This is a genomic window from Brevundimonas sp. DW-iso22, from assembly GCF_058725425.1.
The window spans coordinates 25,706-44,648 of sequence record NZ_JBZXEB010000008.1; the positions used below are offsets into that span (position 1 = coordinate 25,706).

Sequence of the window (18,943 nt, forward strand, 5' to 3'; positions counted from 1 at the left end):
CCTGATCCCATCGTTGCGAAAGAGGGGAGCCGGATCAAGCCGTTCGCGTTATGGTCAAGGTTCTGACCGGAGACTTTCCCATGCTGCGTTTCATCATCCAGTTCGCCGTCACGGCCCTCGCCCTGTGGCTGGCGGCCCAGATCGTGCCGGGCGTAGCGGTCGCATCGACGACGACGCTGCTGATCGCGGCCCTGCTGCTGGGCATCGCCAACGCCGTGGTGCGGCCGATCCTGACCATCCTGACGTTTCCTCTGACCGTCATCACCTTCGGCCTTTTCCTGTTGGTGGTGAACGCGGCCATGATCGGTCTGGTCGCCATGTTCCTGGAGGGGTTCGTCGTCGATGGGCTATGGGCTGGCATTGGTGCCGCCATCGTCACGGGCGTCGTCAGCTGGATCGCGGGCTGGTTCATCGGCGGTGACGACCGCCGCCGCAGCAACTGACATTCAGCTCTTTCGGAACGGCGACAGTTCCTGCGCCATCACAGCGATCTCGGCCTCCACGGCCGGGCGCTCGCCGTCCAGATAGCGGGCGACTGGCTCCCGCAGGGCCGGATCGGCGATCCAGTGGGCCGAATAAACGGGGGAGGGCAGGTAGCCACGCGCGATTTTGTGCTCGCCTTGCGCCCCTGCCTCGACCCGTGACAGGCCTCGCGCGATGGCGAACTCTATGGCCTGATAGTAGCAGAGCTCGAAATGCAGGAAGGGCACCTCTTCCAGCGCGCCCCATTGCCGCCCGTACAGGGCCTCGTCACCGATGAAGTTCAGCGCTCCGGCGATCGGCACCTCGTCCCGGAACGCCATGATCAGGGCGATGCGGTCGGCCATGGTTGCGCCGATCCGGTCAAAGAAATCCCGCGTCAGATAGGGTCGCCCCCACTTCCGCTCGCCCGTGTCCATGTAGAAGGCGAAGAAGGCGTCCCAGTGCGCAGGCTCGATATCCCGCCCGGTCAGCACACGGATGTCCAGGCCCGCCTGGGCGTCGCGCCGCTCGCGCCGGATGGTCTTGCGCCGGTTGGACGCCAGGGCCGCCAGAAAGTCGTCGAACGTGCCGTAGCCGTCGTTGCGCCAGACATATTGCATATCCTCACGCAGCAGCAGACCGGCCTCGCCCATGGCCCGCCAGTCAGCCTGTGTGGGGAAGTTCACATGCAATGATGACACGCCCAGCCGCTCGACCAGAGCCGTCGCGCCCTGGAGGAGGGCAAGGCGCACCGTGGCCTCGTCGGCAAACGGGTGGGCCAGGAAGCGTGGCCCGGTCACCGGCGTGAAGGGCACGGCTCCCAGAAGCTTGGGGTAATACTGGCCGCCCGCCCGCTCATAGGCGTCGGCCCAGCTGTGGTCGAAGACGTATTCGCCCTGGCTGTGGCCCTTGAGCCAGAGCGGCATGACACCGGTCACCCGGCGCTGGTCGTCGCGCAGACACAGGTGTCGTCCGGCCCAGCCCTGACGCGGCACGGCGCTGCCCGAGGCCTCGCAGGCGTCTAGAAAATCGAAGGACAGGAAGGGGTCGCCGCTGGGCCCGGCACAGCCGTCCCACTCGGCCTTGCCGATGTCCGCGACCCGATCGTGAACCGTGATGTGGAAGGTCACTGCACCTCGATGACGGCATCGACCTCGACGGCGAAGCCGAGGGGCAGGCGATAGACGCCGACAGCGGCACGGGCGTGGCGACCCTTGTCGCCGAACACTTCGACCATCAGGTCCGAACAGCCGTTGATCACGGCGGGAATGGCGGTGAAGTCGCCGGCCGCCTGAACGAAGCCGCCCAGTTTCACGACCCGCACGACCCGCTCCAGATCGCCGTCCAGGGCGTCGCTGAGTTGCGCCAGCAAATTGATGCCGCACAGGCGGGCGGCGGCCAGCGCCTGTTCCTGCGTGACGTCGTCTCCGACCGTGCCCTTGATGCCGCCCGAGGCATCGTTCGACAGCTGGCCGGAGATGTGAACCAGATTGCCCGTGCGGACCCAGCCGACATAGTTGGCCACGGCCTTGGCGGGCTCGGGGAGGGTGATGTTCAGTTCGGCCAGGCGGGCGGCGACGGTCATGGGACAGGGCTCCTGAGGGACTATGCGGGCGGTTTAGCCTGCGGGCGTCTTGCCGGGAAGGGCGCGTCCCGCGATCACGGCCCCTTGGCCGAATTTGGCGCGCAGGGCGTCGATGGCGGTCTCGGTTCTCAGCGTCCGTGTCTCGGTGGTTTCAAACAGCGCTGGCGTATCGACCGAATCCACGACCTCCGCCATGCCGATGCCGATCAGGCGATAGGGGCGACCGAGTTCAGGTGCCATCAGCTCACGCGCCGCGGCGAACAGCGCCCGCGCGGTCTGAACGGGTTCGGGCAGGCTGATGCGCCGCGTCACGATCTTGAAATCCGTCCGCCGCAGCTTCAGCACGATCACCCGGCTGGCCACGCCGTCGCGCCGCGCTTTGGACGCCAGTTTTTCGCACAGCGGCCATAGCTCGGCCTCCAGATCGGCGGCGCTGGTCAGGTCCTCGTTGAAGGTCGTTTCCGTACTCATCCCCTTGCGGTCGCGTTCAGGATTGACCGTACGCGCATCGCGGCCATGGGACAGTTCGTGAAGACGAAAACCCGTCTCACCATAGCGTTTGATCAGATCGCGCGGATCGGCGGCGGCCAGATCCCCGACAGTGGCATAGCCGTCGCTCTGCAGGGTCTTCAGGAACACCGGCCCCACGCCCGGCAGGACTTTCACCGACTTGGGGGCCAGCAGGGCCTGGGCGTCCGACCCGATCACCGAAAGCCCGCGCGGCTTGTCCAACTCGGACGCGATCTTCGCCAAGAAACGGTTTGGGGCCAGGCCGATGGAGACGGTCAGGCCGGTCTCTCGCTCGATCTCGTTCTGTGCCCGCACCAGCTGCCATACAGGCGGTCCACCGTTCAGCCGCTCCGTCCCCGACAGATCGACCCAGGCCTCGTCCAGCGACAGCGTTTGAATCAGGGGTGTCAGACGGGCCAGTGTTCCCAGAATGCGCTCGCTCTCGTGCACATATTTGCGAAAGTCAGGTTTGATGACCACCGCCTCGGGACAGGCCTTCAAGGCCTTGAACATCGGCATGGCACTACCGACGCCATACTGGCGTGCAACATAGCAGGCGGTGGAGACGACGCCTCGCTTGCCGCCTCCGACGATGACCGGTTTGTCGCGCAGTTCGGGCCGATCTCGCTTTTCCACCGAGGCATAGAAGGCATCACAGTCCAGATGCGCGATGGTCAGCTGGTCCAGTTCCTCATGCGCAATCAGCCGACGTGACAGGCAGGCCTCGCACCGCGTGACAATCTCGGCGGAACTCCACAGGCAGTCGCGGCAGAGGGACTTCATGCGCGACGTGCCTCCTTTCGCAAAACAGGGTTGGCGTGGCTTCACCCCAACTTAAGACCCGGCAAGGCATAGTGCATCCGTAGACGCGTGAAAAAAGCCCGGGCCGCAAAGTTTGCGAACCCGGGGCGAAAGACCGGGTGCCGATGTCCAAGACCGTCCTCATTGTCGAGGATAACGAGCTGAACATGAAGCTCTTTCATGATCTCCTCGACTCGCAGGGCTATCAGACGCTGCAGACCCGCGAAGGCCTGCAGGCGCTTGCGCTTGCGCGTGAACATCGCCCCGACCTGATCCTGATGGACATCCAGCTGCCCGAGATCAGTGGCCTTGAAGTCACCAAATGGCTCAAGGACGACGAGGAACTGAGCCACATCCCCGTCATCGCCGTCACCGCCTTCGCCATGAAGGGCGACGAGGAGCGAATCCGTCAGGGCGGCTGCGAGGCCTATATCTCGAAGCCGATCTCGGTGATGCATTTCCTTGACGTCGTCCGAAAACATCTGGGCTAAGGGCGATGACTGCACGAATCCTCGTCGTCGATGATCTGGAGACCAACGTCAGGCTTCTCGAGGCCAAGCTGACGCTGGAATACTATGAGGTGCTGACCGCCATGGATGGCGCGACAGCCCTTCAGATTGCGGGCGAGGAGCGCCCTGACATCATCCTGCTGGACGTGATGATGCCTGGCATGGACGGGTTCGAGACCTGCCGACGTCTGAAGGCCGATCCCGTCACCCGGCACATCCCGGTCGTTCTGGTCACTGCGCTGGATGGGCGCGAAGACAAGATCAAGGGTCTGGAGGCCGGGGCCGACGACTTTGTTACCAAGCCGATCGACGACGTCATCCTGTTTGCCCGGGTGAAATCCCTCGTCCGCCTCAAGTCTGTAATGGACGAACTGCGCGAGCGTGAGGAGAGCGGGCGGCGGATGGGTGTCGACACCGGCGGGGCCGGGCGTCTCAGAGGTTCAGGCGGGCGCATCCTGATTGTCGACGACAGCACCGTTCAGGCCGAGCGTATGGTCGAACAGTTGTCGCAGGAACATCGCCCGGTAGTTGAGCCTGACACGGCCGCTGCCCTGATCGCGGCACGCGGTCCCATCGATCTGATGATCGTCAATGTCTCGTCTGCAGAGTTCGACGGCCTGCGTTTCGTGGCGCAGGTGCGCTCGACCGAGGCGTCGCGGCGGGTGCCAGTCCTGGCCGTCGTCGATCCCGCCGACCGGCCGCGCCTGCTTAAGGCGCTGGAGCTTGGTGTTAATGACATTCTGCCCAAGCCTGTGGACCCTGAGGAACTGTCGGCCCGCACCCGCACCCAGGTGCGGCGCAAACGCTATACGGACTTTCTGAAGGAAAAGCTGGACTATAGCCTGGAAATGGCTGTCACCGACGCCCTGACCGGCCTGCACAACCGCCGTTACATGGCAGGCCAGCTGGACACCATGATGATCCGGTCGGCGCAGGGAGGTGAAGGCTTCGCTGTTTTGATGATGGACATCGACCACTTCAAGGTCGTCAACGACAGTTTTGGTCACGACGCGGGCGACGAAGTGCTCCAGGAGTTTGCTGTCAGGCTGGCGACCAATGTTCGCGCCATCGATCTGCCGTGTCGGATGGGTGGCGAGGAGTTCGTCGTCATCATGCCCGGTGCGTCGCTGGAAGCCGCGACCCGCGTCGCTGATCGCATCCGACGCGACGTGGCGGCTCAACCCTTTCCGATAATGGGGGGAGCCGAGTCGCTGACCGTTACTGTCTCAATCGGCGTCTCTGCCAGTGGTGGTATCGGCGACACGCCGGACGCTCTTCTGAAACGTGCCGACGAAGGCGTCTACGAAGCCAAGGCTAAAGGTCGCGATCAGGTCATCGCGCGGGCTGCCTAGCGGCTCATCCAAGGCTTGGATTTGCCCGAGGCGATGCGCGCAGCTTGCTCACGCTGAAACTTGCCACCCTTGGGCGGTGTCGGACGTGCGTCGATCGTCGCCTTTTTCAGACGCAGCGCCTTCTGGATCGGGGTTTCCCCCGCAGGCTCATTGGCAGCCACTGTCGGGTCATTATCAGCGTCGCTCATGACGGCACCCTAGCACGCTGCGGCAATGTCCCGCCCAAAGAAAAACGCCCGGCCTTTCGACCGGGCGCCTCAAAAGATCGGTGCGATCAAGTCCTTACTTGATCTTGCCTTCCTTGAAATCGACGTGCTTGCGAACGACCGGATCGTACTTCTTGACGACCATTTTCTCGGTCATGGTGCGGGCATTCTTCTTGGTGACATAGAAGAAGCCGGTGTCGGCGGTCGAGTTCAGGCGGATCTTGATCGAAGCTGGCTTAGCCATCGGAATTACCTCTGCGACGGCGAAAGCCGCTAAAATATGAGGCGCGGAACATACTCAGGGACGCCCGGAAGTCAACGCGGTTTGCGCAGCATCTTGAACTTGACTCGATTAGGCGGATTGAGACCTTCCGATTAGGCTGCCTCACATGAAACAGATCATCCTTGCCACTGCCGCGCTGATGGCCCTGTCTGCCTGCGCCACGACGCCGATGCCCGCGCCTCAGCAGAGCGCCTTCATGGCCAATCTCAATGGCCTGTGTGGCCAGCGATTCGTCGGCAGAGTGGTCACGACCGATGCGGCTGATGCCGATTTCACCAGCCAACGCCTGTTGATGCACGTGCGCGACTGTTCCGCCGAGGAAGTCCGTATTCCTTTCTGGGTCGGCGAAGACCGCTCCCGCACCTGGGTCGTCAGCCAGAACGAAGAGGGTGGCCTGACGCTGAAGCATGATCACCGCGACCCTCAGGGCAACCCGGACGGCCTGCACTGGTATGGCGGCGACACGACCAGTGCGGGGACAGCCAATCGTCAGGAATTTCCTGTCGATGATTTCTCGGTCGAACTGTTCAACGCGGGCAATGCAGCCGTATCGACCACCAATGTCTGGGCGGTCGAGGTCCATCCGGGGCGAATCTACGCCTATGAGTTGCGCCGGGCCAACCGTCACTTCCGCGTGGAGTTCGACCTGACCCGTCCCGTCAGCGAGTGACGGGACGGTCTGAGCGAGTTCCTAGCCGCCGCTGACGATACCGCAGGCGACGCGCGCACCCGATCCGCCGATGGGCTGGCTGACATAGTCGTCGGCCTGGGCGTGGATCATGATGCTGGAGCCGTCGGCGTCGAGCAGGTGTTGGCCCGGTCCGCCTTCGACCAGAGCTGCCGTCGTGGTGAAGACTTCGGCCATGCCGCGTCCGTCAGCCCCGACATACAGATTGGGCAGATCGCCCGCGTCATCGCCGTCCTGGTTCAGCAGGCCATGCGGCTTGGCCTCGGCGCTGTGCTGGACGTGGCCCCCGGCGGACTGGAAGCCCGGGCCCTCGCACTGACCCACTGCATGCAGGTGCAGCCCGTGCCAGCCGGGCGTCAGGCCGCTGGCCTCGACCCGGATCAGCACGCCGGTAGGGCCTTGGCGGAAGGTGGCGCTGCCCGCCGAAGCACCTTGGGCATTCATCAGCGGAGCCTGAGCCGTCGCGCCCACGGTCGCCCGCGTCGTGCCGTGGTTCATCCCGTGACCGGCATGCTGGGCCATATCTTGCGATTGGGCACAGGCGATCATGGGAAGGCTCATCAGTCCGGCGGCGATCAGGGGCAGGCGCATGGCGAAAAATCCTTGTGCATTGAACGAATGCCCGGTCGCGGCGACTTTGCCTTGCGCGGGCCAGACTGCTAGAAAACGCGGTAGCGGATCACGTTCCGATTCCGGCCATTTAAAGCCCGATTTCCTTGACCGACGACACCTATACCAATGCCGCACCCCCATCGGGCGGCAGTGACATTTCGACCATCACGATCGAGGACGAGCTGAGGCGCTCCTACCTCGATTATGCCATGAGCGTGATCGTGTCCCGGGCCCTTCCGGATGCGCGCGACGGGCTGAAGCCCGTGCATCGCCGCATCCTGTATTCGATGCACGATCTGAAGATGTCTCCGGACCGCGCCTATTCGAAATGCGCGCGTGTGGTCGGTGATGTGCTGGGTCGGTTCCACCCGCACGGCGACGCCTCGGTCTATATGGCCCTGGTCCGCATGGCCCAGCCCTTCTCCATGGGTCTGATGCTGGTCGATGGCCAGGGCAACTTCGGCTCGGTCGACGGCGATATGCCGGCTTCCATGCGTTACACCGAGGCCCGGATGGCCCCGGCGGCGGCGGCCCTGCTGACAGACATCGACAAGGACACCGTCGATTTCCAGCCCAACTACGATGAAAAGGAACTGGAGCCCGTCGTCCTGCCGGCCCGGATTCCGAACCTGCTGGTCAACGGCGCGGGCGGCATCGCCGTCGGCATGGCGACCAATATCCCGCCGCATAATCTGGGCGAGATCATCGACGCCTGTGTCGCCCTGCTGGACGATCCGAACCTGGGTGAAGAGGCGCTGCTGGACATCGTGCCCGGCCCCGACTTCCCCACCGGCGGCGAGATCATGGGCCGCACAGCCCCCCGCAACGCCCTGCGCGAGGGCCGCGGCTCCGTCATCGTGCGGGGCAAGGCCTCCATCGAGACCATCCGCAAGGACCGCGAGGCCATCGTGGTCACCGAACTGCCGTTCCAGGTCAACAAACAGACCCTGATCGAACGCATCGTCGAAATGGTCCGCGAAAAGCGGATCGAGGGCATCAGCGACGTCCGCGACGAATCCGACCGCGACGGCATGCGCATGGTCATCGAGCTTAAGCGTGACGCCTCGGGCGATGTGGTCCTGAACCAGCTTTGGCGCTTCACCTCCATGCAGTCGTCGTTCGGCGTCAACATGCTGGCGCTGAACCACGGACGGCCCGAGCAGATGGGCCTGCGCAAGATGCTGGACGTCTTCCTGGACTTCCGGGAAGAGGTGGTCATCCGCCGGGTCAAGTTTGAGCTGGCCAAGGCCCGCGACCGCGGCCACGTCCTGGTCGGCCTGGCCGTCGCCGTCGCCAATATCGACGAGGTCATCCACATCATCCGCTCCTCCGCCGATCCGGCCGAGGCCCGCGAGCGTTTGCAGGCCAAATCCTGGCCGGTCGGCGACATGATCGCCCTGATCGAACTGATCGCCGACCCGCGCTCGATGCTGATCGACGGCGACAAGCTGAACCTGACCGACGAACAGGCCCGCGCCATCCTGGGCCTGACCCTCAGCCGCCTGACCGGCCTGGGCCGCGATGACATCTTCGGCGAGGCGAGGGGACTGGCCGACACCATCCAGGGTCACCTGACCATCCTGTCGGACCGCGCCAATGTGCTGGCCATTATCCGCGAGGACCTGCTGCTGGTGAAGTCCGAGTTCGCCGTGCCGCGTCGGACGATGATCGGCGACGGCGACTTCGAGCTGGAAGACGAGGACCTGATCCCGCGCGAGGACATGGTCGTCACCGTCACCCACGGCGGCTACGTCAAGCGCGTCGCCCTGAACGCCTATCGGACCCAGCATCGCGGGGGCAAGGGCAAGTCCGGCATGACGATGAAGGACGAGGACGCCATCACCGGCGTCTTCTCCGCCTCGACCCACACGCCGGTGCTGTTCTTCGCCACCAACGGCAAGGCCTACAAGCTCAAGACCTGGCGCCTGCCGCTGGGCAATCCGACCTCGCGCGGCAAGGCCTTCGTCAACCTGCTGCCCATCGAGCCGGGCGACAGCATTATGAATGTCCTGCCTCTGCCCGAAGACGAGCATGACTGGGATAACTACGACATCATGTTCGCCACTCGCTCCGGCGACGTGCGCCGCAACAAGCTGTCGGATTTCGCCACCGTCAACCGGGCCGGCAAGATCGCCATGAAGCTGGAAGACGGCGACCGCATGGTTGGCGTGGCCCTGTGCACCGCCGACGACGACGTCATGCTGACCACCGCCCTGGGCCGTGCCATCCGCTTCAAGGCGGACGATGTGCGGGTCTTCAAGGGCCGCGATTCGACCGGTGTGCGCGGCGTTCGCCTGCAGGAGGGCGACGAGGTCATCTCCATGGCTGTTCTCGGCCGCGTCGATGCCACGCCTGAAGAGCGCACGGCCTATGTCAAACACGCGAACGCCATGCGCCGCGCCACCGACGGCGAGGATGACACGGCGGTCGTCGAAGGCGACGACGAGGCGGAAGGTGCCGGCGAGGCAGCCCTGTCGGTCGAGCGTATCGCCGAACTGGGGGCCGCCGAACAGTTCATTCTGACTGTGACCGAAACCGGCTTCGGCAAGCGCTCTTCGGCCTATGAATACCGCCGCACGGGTCGTGGCGGGCAGGGGCTGACCGCCCACGGCCTGGGCGGACGCGCAGGCACACGCCTGGCCGCCGCCTTCCCGGTTCAGGAAGGCGATGACCTGCTGCTGGTCACCTCCGGTGGTCAGATGATCCGCACACCCATGGCCCAGGTCCGCATCGTCGGCCGCTCCAGCCAGGGTGTCACCATCTTCAAAACCGCACAGGGCGAGAAGGTCGTCTCGGTCGAGCGCCTTCCGGACAGTGGCGGGGATGATGAAGGTGCGGTCGAGAACAGCGGTGACGCCGAGGCCTAATTCCTCCCCCGTCGGAGGAGGAATAAAGTGACGACCAACCTCTTCATCGACGGTGCCCCCGCTACGTTCGAAGACCTGGCCCATCAGGCGTTGGTCAACTACGGGGCCTACACCTCGTTCCGGGTCGAGGACGGCGGCGTGCGTGGTCTGGATTTGCACCTGGCCCGGCTGGAGGCCTCTGCCGTCGAGCTCTTCGGCCAGACCGTCGGGATGGATCACCTCCGCGCCCTGATGTGCTCGGCCCTCGGCATGCGCCAGAATGCCTGGCTACGCATCAGCCTGTTCTCGAACGCCATCTCAAATCGGGATCCGACGGCCCAGGGTGACCCGCGTGTTATGATCGGTGTCTTCGACCCGCCTTCACCGCTGGCCGACACCACGCGGCTGCAACTCCAGACCTATGAGCGCGATGCTCCGCACCTGAAGCACGTCGCCACCTTCGGCCTGCTGCGCACGCGTCGCGCGGCCAGAGCTGCCGGTTTCGACGATGCCCTGTTCACGGATCGTGACGGTCGGATTTCCGAAGGCTCTCTCTGGAATATCGGCTTCCTGTCCGGCGACACCGTCGTCTGGCCTGACGCACCCATGTTGGCCGGCGTGACCCAGGCACTGCTTTATAGGGGCTTGCAAGCGCAGGATATCAGCCAGACGACTCAGCTCGTCACTGCCGCAGACCTTTCCCATTTCGAAGCGGCCTTTATCTGCAACAGCGCCACACAGGCCGCATCGGTCACAGCCATCGATGACCACGTCTTTCAAGTGCGGCCCGATCTGATCGTCCGACTGAAGAATGCTTGGTCGTCACAGCCGCATCAGACGATCTAGGCCAGAACTGTCGCACCTGCTAAACCTCAGGAAAGGCAGGGGGAACGCCATGCACATCGGACTGTATCCGGGCACCTTCGATCCGGTCACCAACGGCCATATGGACATCATCGGCCGGGCCGTGAAACTGGTCGATAAGCTGGTCATCGGCGTTGCCCAGAACGACGACAAGGGCCCGCTGTTCACGACCTCAGAGAGGGTCGAGATGGTCCGGCGTGAGGTCGCCCAGTTCGGCGACCGGATCGAGGTACGCCCTTTCTCTAGCCTGCTGATGCATTTCGCCGAAGAACTGAACGCCAGCATCATCGTGCGTGGCCTGCGGGCCGTGGCGGACTTCGAATACGAGTTCCAGATGACGGCGATGAACCAGCGCCTCAATGCCGACATCGAAACCGTCTTCCTGATGGCTGATCCTCGGCACCAGGCCATCGCCTCGCGCCTGGTCAAGGAAATCGCCCGTCTGGACGGCGCGATCGACAGTTTCGTCAGCCCCACGGTCGCCGAGGCCGTCCGGGCCAAGGTCATGAACCGAGTATGAGAGACTTTATGAGTGTGAACTGCCATCTGGTCTTGGGCTTGTGCGTCGCGGCCCTGACGGCCGGATCGGCGGTGGCCCAGAGCGTGTCACAGACCGCAGCAACACCGGCCCCGGCGATCGCTGCGACGCCGATACCTGCCGACGCATCCTGGACCGTCGCGCCAGAGAATTTGCTGGTCATCGACACCAACAAGGGTCGCATCCTGGTCGGGCTGGACCCGCGTCTGGCTCCGCAATCCGTCGAGCGTATCCGCACGCTGGCTGATCGTGGCTTCTACGACGGTCTGGCGTGGCACCGTGTCATGGCGGGCTTCATGGCCCAGACCGGCGATCCCTTGGGCACCGGCGCGGGCAGCAGCGACTTGCCTGACGTGCCTGGCGAGTTTCAGTTCCGGCGAGGGCGCGACGCAAGGTTCGCCACCGTAGCGGAAAGCGGGGCGGGGACGCGCGGCATCATGGGTTTTATGCCGCTTCAGACCCAGCCGGATGCCCAGATGATGTTCAACGCTGACGGCCGCACCGACGCCTTTGGTTTGTTCTGCACCGGCATTGCCGGCATGGCACGCAACACCGACCCGAACAGTGCCAATAGCCAGTTCTTCCTGACCCTGGCCGAAAGCGCCAATCTGAACGGTACCTACACCCCGTTCGGGCGTGTCCTTGTGGGGCAAGAGGTCGTGGCTGCTTTGAAAGTGGGGCCAGAAGCTGCAAATGGCCGCGTCACCGACCCCGACGTGATGACGCGCGTTCGTACCGCTGCCGCCATGCCGGAGGCAGAGCGTCCGTCTGTTCGCGTCATGGACGTGGCCAATCCCGCCTATGTGGCGGTGCTGGCCGAACGCCGCGCCGCGCGGGGGACCCGATTCACAATCTGTGACGCCCTGCCGCCTGCGGAAATGGTCAGCGGCTAAGCGCAATACGAAGGGGAGGGGACACCATGCGTAATCTTTCAGGACTGATCGCCGCCGGGACGTTGGCCCTAGCGCAGTCTGTAGCGGCCCAGGACGTCGGCGGTCCACCACCCCCACCGCCCACGCCGACGCTTGAAACGACGATGGTTGCGCCCGAATGGCGCTCGGTCGCGGCCGAGAACCTGCTGGTCATCGACACCACCAAGGGCCGGGTCCTGGTTGAACTGATGCCTCAGGTTGCGCCGCTGCATGTCGAGCGCATCCGCCTGCTGTCGCGCAACGGCTTCTATGACAATCTGGCCTGGCATCGGGTCATCGACTGGTTCATGGCCCAGACGGGTGACCCGCTCGGAAATGGCGAAGGCCAGAGCCCATATCCGGATTTGAAAGGCGAGTTCACTTTCCGCCGCGACCCCTCTATGCCCTTCACGCCCGTGGCGGCCCCCTCCGGAGCGTTGGTGGGCTTTCTGGGCTCTTTGCCGGTCCAGACCCAGCCTGATTCCGCATTTGCCCTGACCGGCGATGCCAAGGTGCATGGCTGGGGCCTTTACTGCCCCGGCGTGGCAGGCATGGCCCGCGACGAGGGCAATGACACGGCCAACAGTCAGTTCTTCCTGATGCGCCAGTCCTATCCGGCTCTGGACAAGCGCTATTCCGTCTGGGGCATGACGGTGTCGGGTCTGGATGTGGTCCGCGCGATCAAGGTCGGCGATGGCGACAACGGCATGGTCGGCTCGGAACCTGATCGGATGACCCGCGTCCGCATAGCCTCCGACCTGCCAGAGGTGGAACGGCCTTCGGTTCGGGTGCTGGACACCGCCTCGCCACGCTTTCAGGCCTTGGTGGCAGAGACGAGAACGTCACGCGGTGCAGACTTCTCGGTCTGCGACATCACTCTGCCGGTTCAGGTCGCCGGGCCAGCCGCCTGACCTGAGCGTTTGCGCCGCCGGCGTCTGCGGGCCGGGCGGTGATCCTCGCGCATCCGCTGCAACAGCAAACCCTCGCGCAGGCCGCGGTCGGCGACCCGGACCCGCTCCGACGGCCAGGCCCGCTGGATCGCCTCCATGATGGCTGCTCCGGCCAGAACCAGATCGGCCCGATCCGGCCCGATGCAGGCCTCGGCCGCGCGGCCCTCCGGACCCAGATCCTTCAACATCTGCGCAGCCTTCTCGCAGTCGGCCCGCGTCATCCAGAGCCCGTCGACGAGGCTCCGCTGGTACCGCTTCAAGCCCAGATGTATGCCCGCCAGACTGGTAATGGCCCCCGAAGTGCCCACCAGATGCGCGCGGCCACTGGCAAAAAGCTCGCGCAAGGACGGATCCACCGGGGCGGAGGCGATGGCTTGTCCCATATCGGCGACCATGGCTTCGTACCAGTCGTCCAGCGCTCGAGTTGGCGATGCCGCTGGCTCCGGATGCCGTTCCGCCAAGGTGACCACGCCGACAGGGGCCGACATCCAGCCCAGCAGCTCAAACCTCGACCCGGTCTTCTTGAGCCAACTCAGCTCCGTCGACCCCCCTCCGACATCGACGACCAGAATGGCCTCGGCCGTAGGGTCGAACAGGTTGAGGCAGCCTTCAACGGCCAGCCGCGCCTCCTCAACCGGATCGATAATGCGCAGCTTCAGTCCTGTCCCCAGCCGGACGCGCTCTATGAAGGCTGCGCCATTCTCGGCCTGACGGCAGGCCTGGGTGGCGACAGCCATCAAACGGCTGGGGTCTATGTCCTTGCGGACCACTCTTTCGGCACAGAGGTCCAGTGCATCGTAGGCCCGATCCATCGCGGCCTCATCCAGGCGCCCTGTACGACCCAGGCCCTCGCCCAGGCGCACGATCCGGCTGAAGCTGTCGACCACGCGAAAGCCTTCGCGGCTTGGCCGCGCAATCAGCAGCCGGCAGTTGTTGGTCCCCAGGTCCAGCGCCCCATACAGAGGTGCTTCACGACCCATTGCCCGCGCTCCTCGAGCGTCGTCGCCATCCCGGGCGCGCGATCCGCTGGAGCGACCGGACTGGGACCGCTCGTCACGCTTCCGCGCGTCGTCGGTCTCCGGCATGGCCGAATCTTTCAAGGTGGGCGGTCCATTGCGGTGCCCGTCAGCATCACTCTAGGCCGCGCGTATGCTCCGCGCCAAGCGATCCTGTCATGAAAATGAACGGCGAGGCCGGGCAGCGCTCAGAACCGCTATGGCAAAGCTGTCCTCATGGAGCGCCAGACCACAGCCAGATTCAGCCTCGGCGATGTTGTTCAGCGCCGCGACGCCAGCTTTCGCGGGGTTGTGATCGATATCGACCCGTCCTTCGACGATCGGGTGGCTGAGGCAGGCCAGCCCTTCTATCGTATCCTGGCGGTAGGCCCCGATGGCGGGTTCACGGCCTATACTCGCGAGGATGATCTCATCCCCGACTCCAACCAGGGCGTCCTCCATCCCGATGACGCTGATCGACTTTTCACTGTGCATCCCGAAGGGCGCTTCACACCGGTCGATCACGCTCTTCACTGATGGCCCATTGGCTAGGTTCTGCGGCGAGCCTAGATTGCACTGATAGAGCCCTGAAGGCCGAGTGTGCGAGGAGCCCGTCGATGTCCGATTTTGCCCATGTCTTTGAAACGCCGCCAGAGGGCGCGGCCGCCGACTGGACGATCCCCCAGGACTGGTCTGCCTACACGCCGGTCGAGCACCAGACCTGGGACACCCTTTATGCCCGGCAGATGAAAATCCTGCCGGGCAGGGCGGCCGAAGTCTTCATGAAGGGGCTGAACGCGCTGGATCTCAATACGGGCGGCATTCCCGACTTCGCGGTCATGAATCCCAAGCTGCAGGCATTGACGGGCTGGACGGTAGTCTGTGTGCCCGGTCTCGTGCCTGATGACGTTTTTTTCGACCACCTGGCCAACCGTCGTTTCCCTTCGGGCCAGTTCATCCGCACACCCGATCAGCTGGATTATTTGCAGGAGCCGGACATCTTCCACGACGTTTTCGGCCATGTTCCGATGCTGACGGACCCCGATTTCGCCGATTATATGGAGGCCTATGGGAAAGGCGGCCAACGCGCGGCCTCACTGGGCATGCTGCCCAACTTGGCACGCCTTTACTGGTACACTGTCGAGTTTGGCTTGATGCGAGAGGAAGGCCAGCTCCGAATCTATGGGGCCGGCATCGTCTCTTCAGCGACAGAGAGTGTGTTCGCGGTCGAGGATGCCTCGCCTAATCGGATCGGCTTCGATCTGGAGCGGGTGATGAAGACCCTTTATCGGATCGACGATTTCCAGCAGGTCTATTTCGTTATCGACAGCATCGATGCGCTGAAAGCTGTGACACTTCAGGATTTCGGTCCGGTCTATGAGCGGCTCCAAGGGGCAGAAACCATTGCTATAGACGCCATATTGCCGAGTGATGACGTCATCACGCGAGGCAACCAAGCCTATGCGATTGAAGGCGGACGCTTCGCAGCCTGACTAGCATCAGCCGCAGAAACGCCCGCCAGCGGCTGCTGGCGGGCGTTATTTTAGCAGGTCTAGAAGCGGAAGCTGGCCCGCAGGAACAGCATGTAGCGGACGTAGTCTTCTATAAGCTCGGCGTCGGCGCTGATCGACAGCATGCCCAGTTCGTTACCCACATTCATGCGGAAGCCCAGGATTGGTCCACCGCCTTCGACGGTGGCCGGATCCAGTCGGAAGTCGGGCCCGCCAGAGGTGAACCGACCGATAGTGTCGCCCGGATCCACCGAGATATTCTGACGCCAGCCGAGACGAACCTCTGGTCGCAACCAGCTGTTTTCGCCCATACCCATTCCGATGTTGATGGCAGCGGTCGCCGAGAAAAGGTGGCCTTCGCGGTCGTCGATCTCCAGATCGAACCCGTCGCCGCCGCCTTCTTCGGTATAACCATCCTCGCTCAGCGAGAAATACTCGGCATAAACCTCAGGACGGAAGCTGAACCGGCCAAAGTTGCGCTCATACGAAGCGCCACCGGCAGCGGCGAGTGTCACGCCGTTCCAGCTGGCCTCATTACGCAGGTTCAGACCTGCGCCGACCAGACGGCGCTCCGATTCGAACGAAGCATAGCCGGCTGCCGCTCGAGCCCAAGTCGTCCAATACTGGCCCTGTGCACGCCAGTAGAGGCCCAACTCCAAGAGGTTGGCAGACAGGACTTCTTCGGCCTCGGCCTCGGGGTCTTCTAGATCGGATGAGGTGAAGGCAACTGACAAACCAACAGCGCCCAGACCCGTCCCGCGTTCGACGCCACCCGCGACGCCAAAGCCCTCTGAGCGGAAACCATATGTGTCGGTGCGATCCTTGTCGGCGTAGAAATTGATCTCTTGAACCCAGGCGCTGGTTTCGCCTGGGGCGGCGGAGGCATTGCGTCCCGTCAGGGCGCGGGTGACGGCGTCTACGCCCGATGCCAGCGACAGGAGTGGGCCTCCGGAATGTTCCGGCAGCAACTGCTCATACAGATTGAAGAAGTTGTCGCGGCCCGTCTGCGTCAGGAAGGCGTTCCTGACATCTTCATCACGGCTTAAAGCGCTGTAGAAAGCATCATAGATGCCGCTTTCGGCACCGATCATTCCAGCTTCGGCAGTTGTGCGCTGACGCACGTCGGCAAACACTATTCCATTTGCCTGGTCTGTTCCTGCCTCGACCACGTACAAATACGGTGAGTTGTCGCCGATCGTGCTCAGATCGACATCTCCAAGGTTCAGTGTCCCGGCGTCGATCAGATCGAAGCGACGTGGAGCTGTCAAAAGAGAGTTGAAGCGCACACCCAGTTCAGCACCTGTTGCCAAGGTGGCTGCGCCAGACACAACGAAAGTGCCTCCGGTGCTATTCTCCGGGTCCAGGCTAATCAGCAACCTACCGTCGGCCCCAATATCCAGTGTCGTGAGATTGAGCGCCGTCGTTCTTAGCGAATCCAGCGTTCCATTGGCGATGTTGATGCTCAGAGCGCCGTCTGTGTCGGTAATCTCGCTGCGAACAACGCTGTCGCCGCTGATCGCCAGATTGTCAGCGCCATCTCCAAAGGAAATATCACCTTCCACCAAGCCATTTTCGATGCTGACGGTGTCAGCTCCGGTACCCAGCCTGATGGCCCCGAAAATTACTGGTTCCTCGGAGTCGAGGACGCCGTCACCGTCCGAGTCCGGGCTGGTCGCGGTCGGGGTACCGACAACGCCGCGTTGCGTTATGGTCACGCCCGTGGTGTTGGAGCTCACGTCGATTGCCGTGCTTGAACCGGTGATCGGATCACCCGCTTCGTTCGGCCCTATCGCAGCCTGAATCGAACGGAGGTTTGTAATCGATGTGAGCGTGCCGCTTTGGTCATTAATGCCGACGACATCGGCGACGCCGCCGCCGGTGCTGGCAAGGATGCTGCCACTGTTTGTCAGGCTTTGAACGACGGCACCTGCGTCGATCTGAACTGCGGTCGCAGTGGCCGCCACGTCGCTTGCTACGCCCGCGGTGATCGCGCCGGAATTCGATACGGCTGGAGCAATGCTTCCTGCACCGAAGCGCACCGCAGTAGCATCAGCATCGTTTGCGAGCGTGGCGACCGTGCCCTGGTTCAGAAAACCACCGGTCAGATCCACTGTTTGACCTGCCACCCCGCCGAAAACGAGGCCGTTGGCGTCAATAAGATCATAAACGCCCTGCGCGTTGATCGTGCCGCGATTTATGAAACCGTAGGCGTTATCTCCGGTGCCGATGTTACCCAGCGTAATCGATTGGCTAGAAGAACTTACCAGGACAGCTGGTGCCTGGCCGAAGCTGTTAATCACACCCGTGCCTTCAGTGGCATCGGGAATTCCATCACCATCAACGTCAGTATTTGTTGTGCTGGTTGTCGGGGGGCGATCCACCACGACGCCACCTGCAACATTGCCGGCAATCACTACCGCGGGTCCGCCCTGCAACTTATCGTCAGGATCTAGCTTGGATTCAAAATCGTCGTTTCCACGCGATGTGTAGCGATACCCGCTCGCGCTGATTTCGCCTTGGAGCGTAAGCCTCCCGCTGATGTCGCCCTGCGTCGATACGGCTGAAGAGTTCTCGCCCCTGGCTATGACCTGGCCCAGCAGGGTAACGTTGCCTGTGACATCACCGGTAGTCTGTAGGGCGACCGAATTGTCCCCCACGACCCGAAGTGTGCCCAAGCTCTCGAAGTTTCCGATTAGTCCGGACTCAATGGAGACAGCAAACGAGTTGTTGCCCTCGACATTGATGATGCCGGTGCCAGCGATGATGTCGATGTCCCCGGTGACCGGAGCGCCGGCGGCGAGTCTGATGCCATATCGCCCGGAACCAGTGGCCCAGGGCCCGTCCAGATCACCGTCATTATCCGTGTCAGGATATTCTGCGATCGAATCCGTTATGGAAATGCCGCCATCGAATATCAGAGTTGTTGTCACACCCGGATTGACCAAAACAGCGGTCGCACCATCAGAAGCATTGAGCATGTTGATGGCACCGTTTCCGCCGATGCCAAATGTATTGTTCGAGTCGACGGTCACGGCGGTACCGCTCGAGACGCTAATCAGCCCGCCCGTTGTAATTCTTACGTTGTCAGGACCACTGCCAGTGGCGTTGCCTGTCGTGATGGGCGTAGTCCTCGTCGTCGAGATCACGACTTCGGCCATTGCACCGGTTGCGGCCATCAAGGGAGCGATCGCAACTGCGGTCGCAAGTAGAATACGCATTCGAAGAAAACCCCGTGGACGAGACACGCAGAGACGCCGACAATCCTCTATCAGGGACCGGTTCAGCATGCCTCAAGTTTCTCGAATTTGAGGCGAATGCAA

Annotated in this window: 19 protein-coding genes; 11 read left to right on the plus strand and 8 right to left on the minus strand. The window is 63.2% G+C overall.

Annotation, left to right across the window (positions count from 1 at the left end; all coding sequences use genetic code 11):
- The first annotated feature begins 80 nt into the window (after positions 1-80).
- Positions 81-443, plus strand: coding sequence for a phage holin family protein (locus AC4PRM_RS13895; protein ID WP_492040317.1), 363 nt, complete (start codon positions 81-83; stop codon positions 441-443).
- Between the two features lie 3 nt (positions 444-446).
- Here AC4PRM_RS13895 and AC4PRM_RS13900 read toward each other — a convergent pair whose 3' ends face one another.
- From AC4PRM_RS13900 to AC4PRM_RS13910, 3 genes are read right to left on the minus strand one after another with little or no spacing between them, the layout of a single operon-like run.
- Positions 447-1,592, minus strand: coding sequence for a GNAT family N-acetyltransferase (locus tag AC4PRM_RS13900; RefSeq protein WP_492040318.1), 1,146 nt, complete (start codon positions 1,590-1,592; stop codon positions 447-449).
- Positions 1,589-2,047 (minus strand): RidA family protein, encoded by a 459-nt coding sequence (locus AC4PRM_RS13905; protein ID WP_487922374.1) that lies wholly within the window; start codon positions 2,045-2,047, stop codon positions 1,589-1,591. Before AC4PRM_RS13905 ends, AC4PRM_RS13900 begins: the two co-directional genes overlap by 4 nt.
- A gap of 33 nt (positions 2,048-2,080) precedes the next feature.
- Entirely contained in the window at positions 2,081-3,340 is a 1,260-nt protein-coding gene (locus AC4PRM_RS13910; RefSeq protein ID WP_492040319.1) for a DNA polymerase IV, read from the minus strand.
- 143 nt (positions 3,341-3,483) lie between these two features.
- Here AC4PRM_RS13910 and AC4PRM_RS13915 point away from each other — a divergent pair, with 143 nt between their 5' ends.
- Together AC4PRM_RS13915 and AC4PRM_RS13920 are read left to right on the plus strand one after the other, a co-directional pair.
- Positions 3,484-3,849 carry a response regulator gene (locus AC4PRM_RS13915; RefSeq protein ID WP_292172379.1) on the plus strand — a complete coding sequence of 122 codons (366 nt, stop codon included), beginning with the start codon at positions 3,484-3,486 and terminating at the stop codon, positions 3,847-3,849.
- Positions 3,850-3,854: 5 nt separating this feature from the next.
- Positions 3,855-5,219, plus strand: coding sequence for a PleD family two-component system response regulator (locus AC4PRM_RS13920; RefSeq protein WP_373258158.1), 1,365 nt, complete (start codon positions 3,855-3,857; stop codon positions 5,217-5,219).
- Here the strand turns inward: AC4PRM_RS13920 and AC4PRM_RS13925 are convergent.
- Both AC4PRM_RS13925 and rpmG read right to left on the minus strand, forming a co-directional pair.
- Positions 5,216-5,407 carry a hypothetical protein gene (locus AC4PRM_RS13925; RefSeq protein ID WP_373258157.1) on the minus strand — a complete coding sequence of 64 codons (192 nt, stop codon included), beginning with the start codon at positions 5,405-5,407 and terminating at the stop codon, positions 5,216-5,218. The two genes, AC4PRM_RS13920 and AC4PRM_RS13925, sit on opposite strands and share 4 nt — an antisense overlap.
- Positions 5,408-5,501: 94 nt before the next feature.
- Positions 5,502-5,669 carry a 50S ribosomal protein L33 gene (rpmG, locus tag AC4PRM_RS13930; protein ID WP_008262536.1) on the minus strand — a complete coding sequence of 56 codons (168 nt, stop codon included), beginning with the start codon at positions 5,667-5,669 and terminating at the stop codon, positions 5,502-5,504.
- A 145-nt stretch (positions 5,670-5,814) separates the two neighbouring features.
- On the opposite strand from rpmG, the gene AC4PRM_RS13935 reads away from it, so the two are divergent.
- Positions 5,815-6,378 (plus strand): hypothetical protein, encoded by a 564-nt coding sequence (locus AC4PRM_RS13935; protein WP_492040320.1) that lies wholly within the window; start codon positions 5,815-5,817, stop codon positions 6,376-6,378.
- Between the two features lie 21 nt (positions 6,379-6,399).
- Here AC4PRM_RS13935 and AC4PRM_RS13940 read toward each other — a convergent pair whose 3' ends face one another.
- Positions 6,400-6,987 carry a superoxide dismutase family protein gene (locus tag AC4PRM_RS13940; protein ID WP_487922370.1) on the minus strand — a complete coding sequence of 196 codons (588 nt, stop codon included), beginning with the start codon at positions 6,985-6,987 and terminating at the stop codon, positions 6,400-6,402.
- 125 nt (positions 6,988-7,112) lie between these two features.
- Between AC4PRM_RS13940 and gyrA the strand changes: the two genes are divergently transcribed.
- From gyrA to AC4PRM_RS13965, 5 genes are read left to right on the plus strand one after another with little or no spacing between them, the layout of a single operon-like run.
- The gene (gene gyrA, locus AC4PRM_RS13945) at positions 7,113-9,875 is read left to right on the plus strand and encodes a DNA gyrase subunit A (protein ID WP_492040321.1); all 2,763 of its coding nucleotides are present in this window, start codon (positions 7,113-7,115) and stop codon (positions 9,873-9,875) included.
- A gap of 27 nt (positions 9,876-9,902) precedes the next feature.
- Positions 9,903-10,700, plus strand: coding sequence for an aminotransferase class IV (locus AC4PRM_RS13950; protein ID WP_492040322.1), 798 nt, complete (start codon positions 9,903-9,905; stop codon positions 10,698-10,700).
- A 49-nt stretch (positions 10,701-10,749) separates the two neighbouring features.
- On the plus strand, positions 10,750-11,238 hold the full coding sequence (coaD, locus tag AC4PRM_RS13955) for a pantetheine-phosphate adenylyltransferase (protein WP_492040323.1): 489 nt from the start codon (positions 10,750-10,752) through the stop codon (positions 11,236-11,238).
- An 8-nt stretch (positions 11,239-11,246) separates the two neighbouring features.
- A complete protein-coding gene (locus AC4PRM_RS13960; RefSeq protein WP_492040324.1) occupies positions 11,247-12,149 on the plus strand; it encodes a peptidylprolyl isomerase in 903 nt (300 codons plus the stop codon).
- A 26-nt stretch (positions 12,150-12,175) separates the two neighbouring features.
- Positions 12,176-13,078: a peptidylprolyl isomerase gene (locus tag AC4PRM_RS13965; protein ID WP_373258150.1), complete on the plus strand. Its 903-nt coding sequence runs from the start codon at positions 12,176-12,178 to the stop codon at positions 13,076-13,078.
- Here AC4PRM_RS13965 and AC4PRM_RS13970 read toward each other — a convergent pair.
- Positions 13,054-14,202, minus strand: a complete 1,149-nt coding sequence (locus AC4PRM_RS13970) for a Ppx/GppA phosphatase family protein (protein ID WP_373258149.1) — start codon at positions 14,200-14,202, stop codon at positions 13,054-13,056. The genes AC4PRM_RS13965 and AC4PRM_RS13970 overlap by 25 nt on opposite strands.
- A gap of 147 nt (positions 14,203-14,349) precedes the next feature.
- On the opposite strand from AC4PRM_RS13970, the gene AC4PRM_RS13975 reads away from it, so the two are divergent.
- On the plus strand, positions 14,350-14,649 hold the full coding sequence (locus tag AC4PRM_RS13975) for a hemimethylated DNA-binding YccV-like domain-containing protein (protein WP_492040325.1): 300 nt from the start codon (positions 14,350-14,352) through the stop codon (positions 14,647-14,649).
- Positions 14,650-14,729: 80 nt separating this feature from the next.
- Positions 14,730-15,605: a phenylalanine 4-monooxygenase gene (phhA, locus tag AC4PRM_RS13980; protein WP_373258187.1), complete on the plus strand. Its 876-nt coding sequence runs from the start codon at positions 14,730-14,732 to the stop codon at positions 15,603-15,605.
- Positions 15,606-15,664: 59 nt separating this feature from the next.
- Here phhA and AC4PRM_RS13985 read toward each other — a convergent pair whose 3' ends face one another.
- Entirely contained in the window at positions 15,665-18,841 is a 3,177-nt protein-coding gene (locus tag AC4PRM_RS13985) for an autotransporter outer membrane beta-barrel domain-containing protein (protein ID WP_373258147.1), read from the minus strand.
- Between the last annotated feature and the right edge of the window lie 102 nt (positions 18,842-18,943).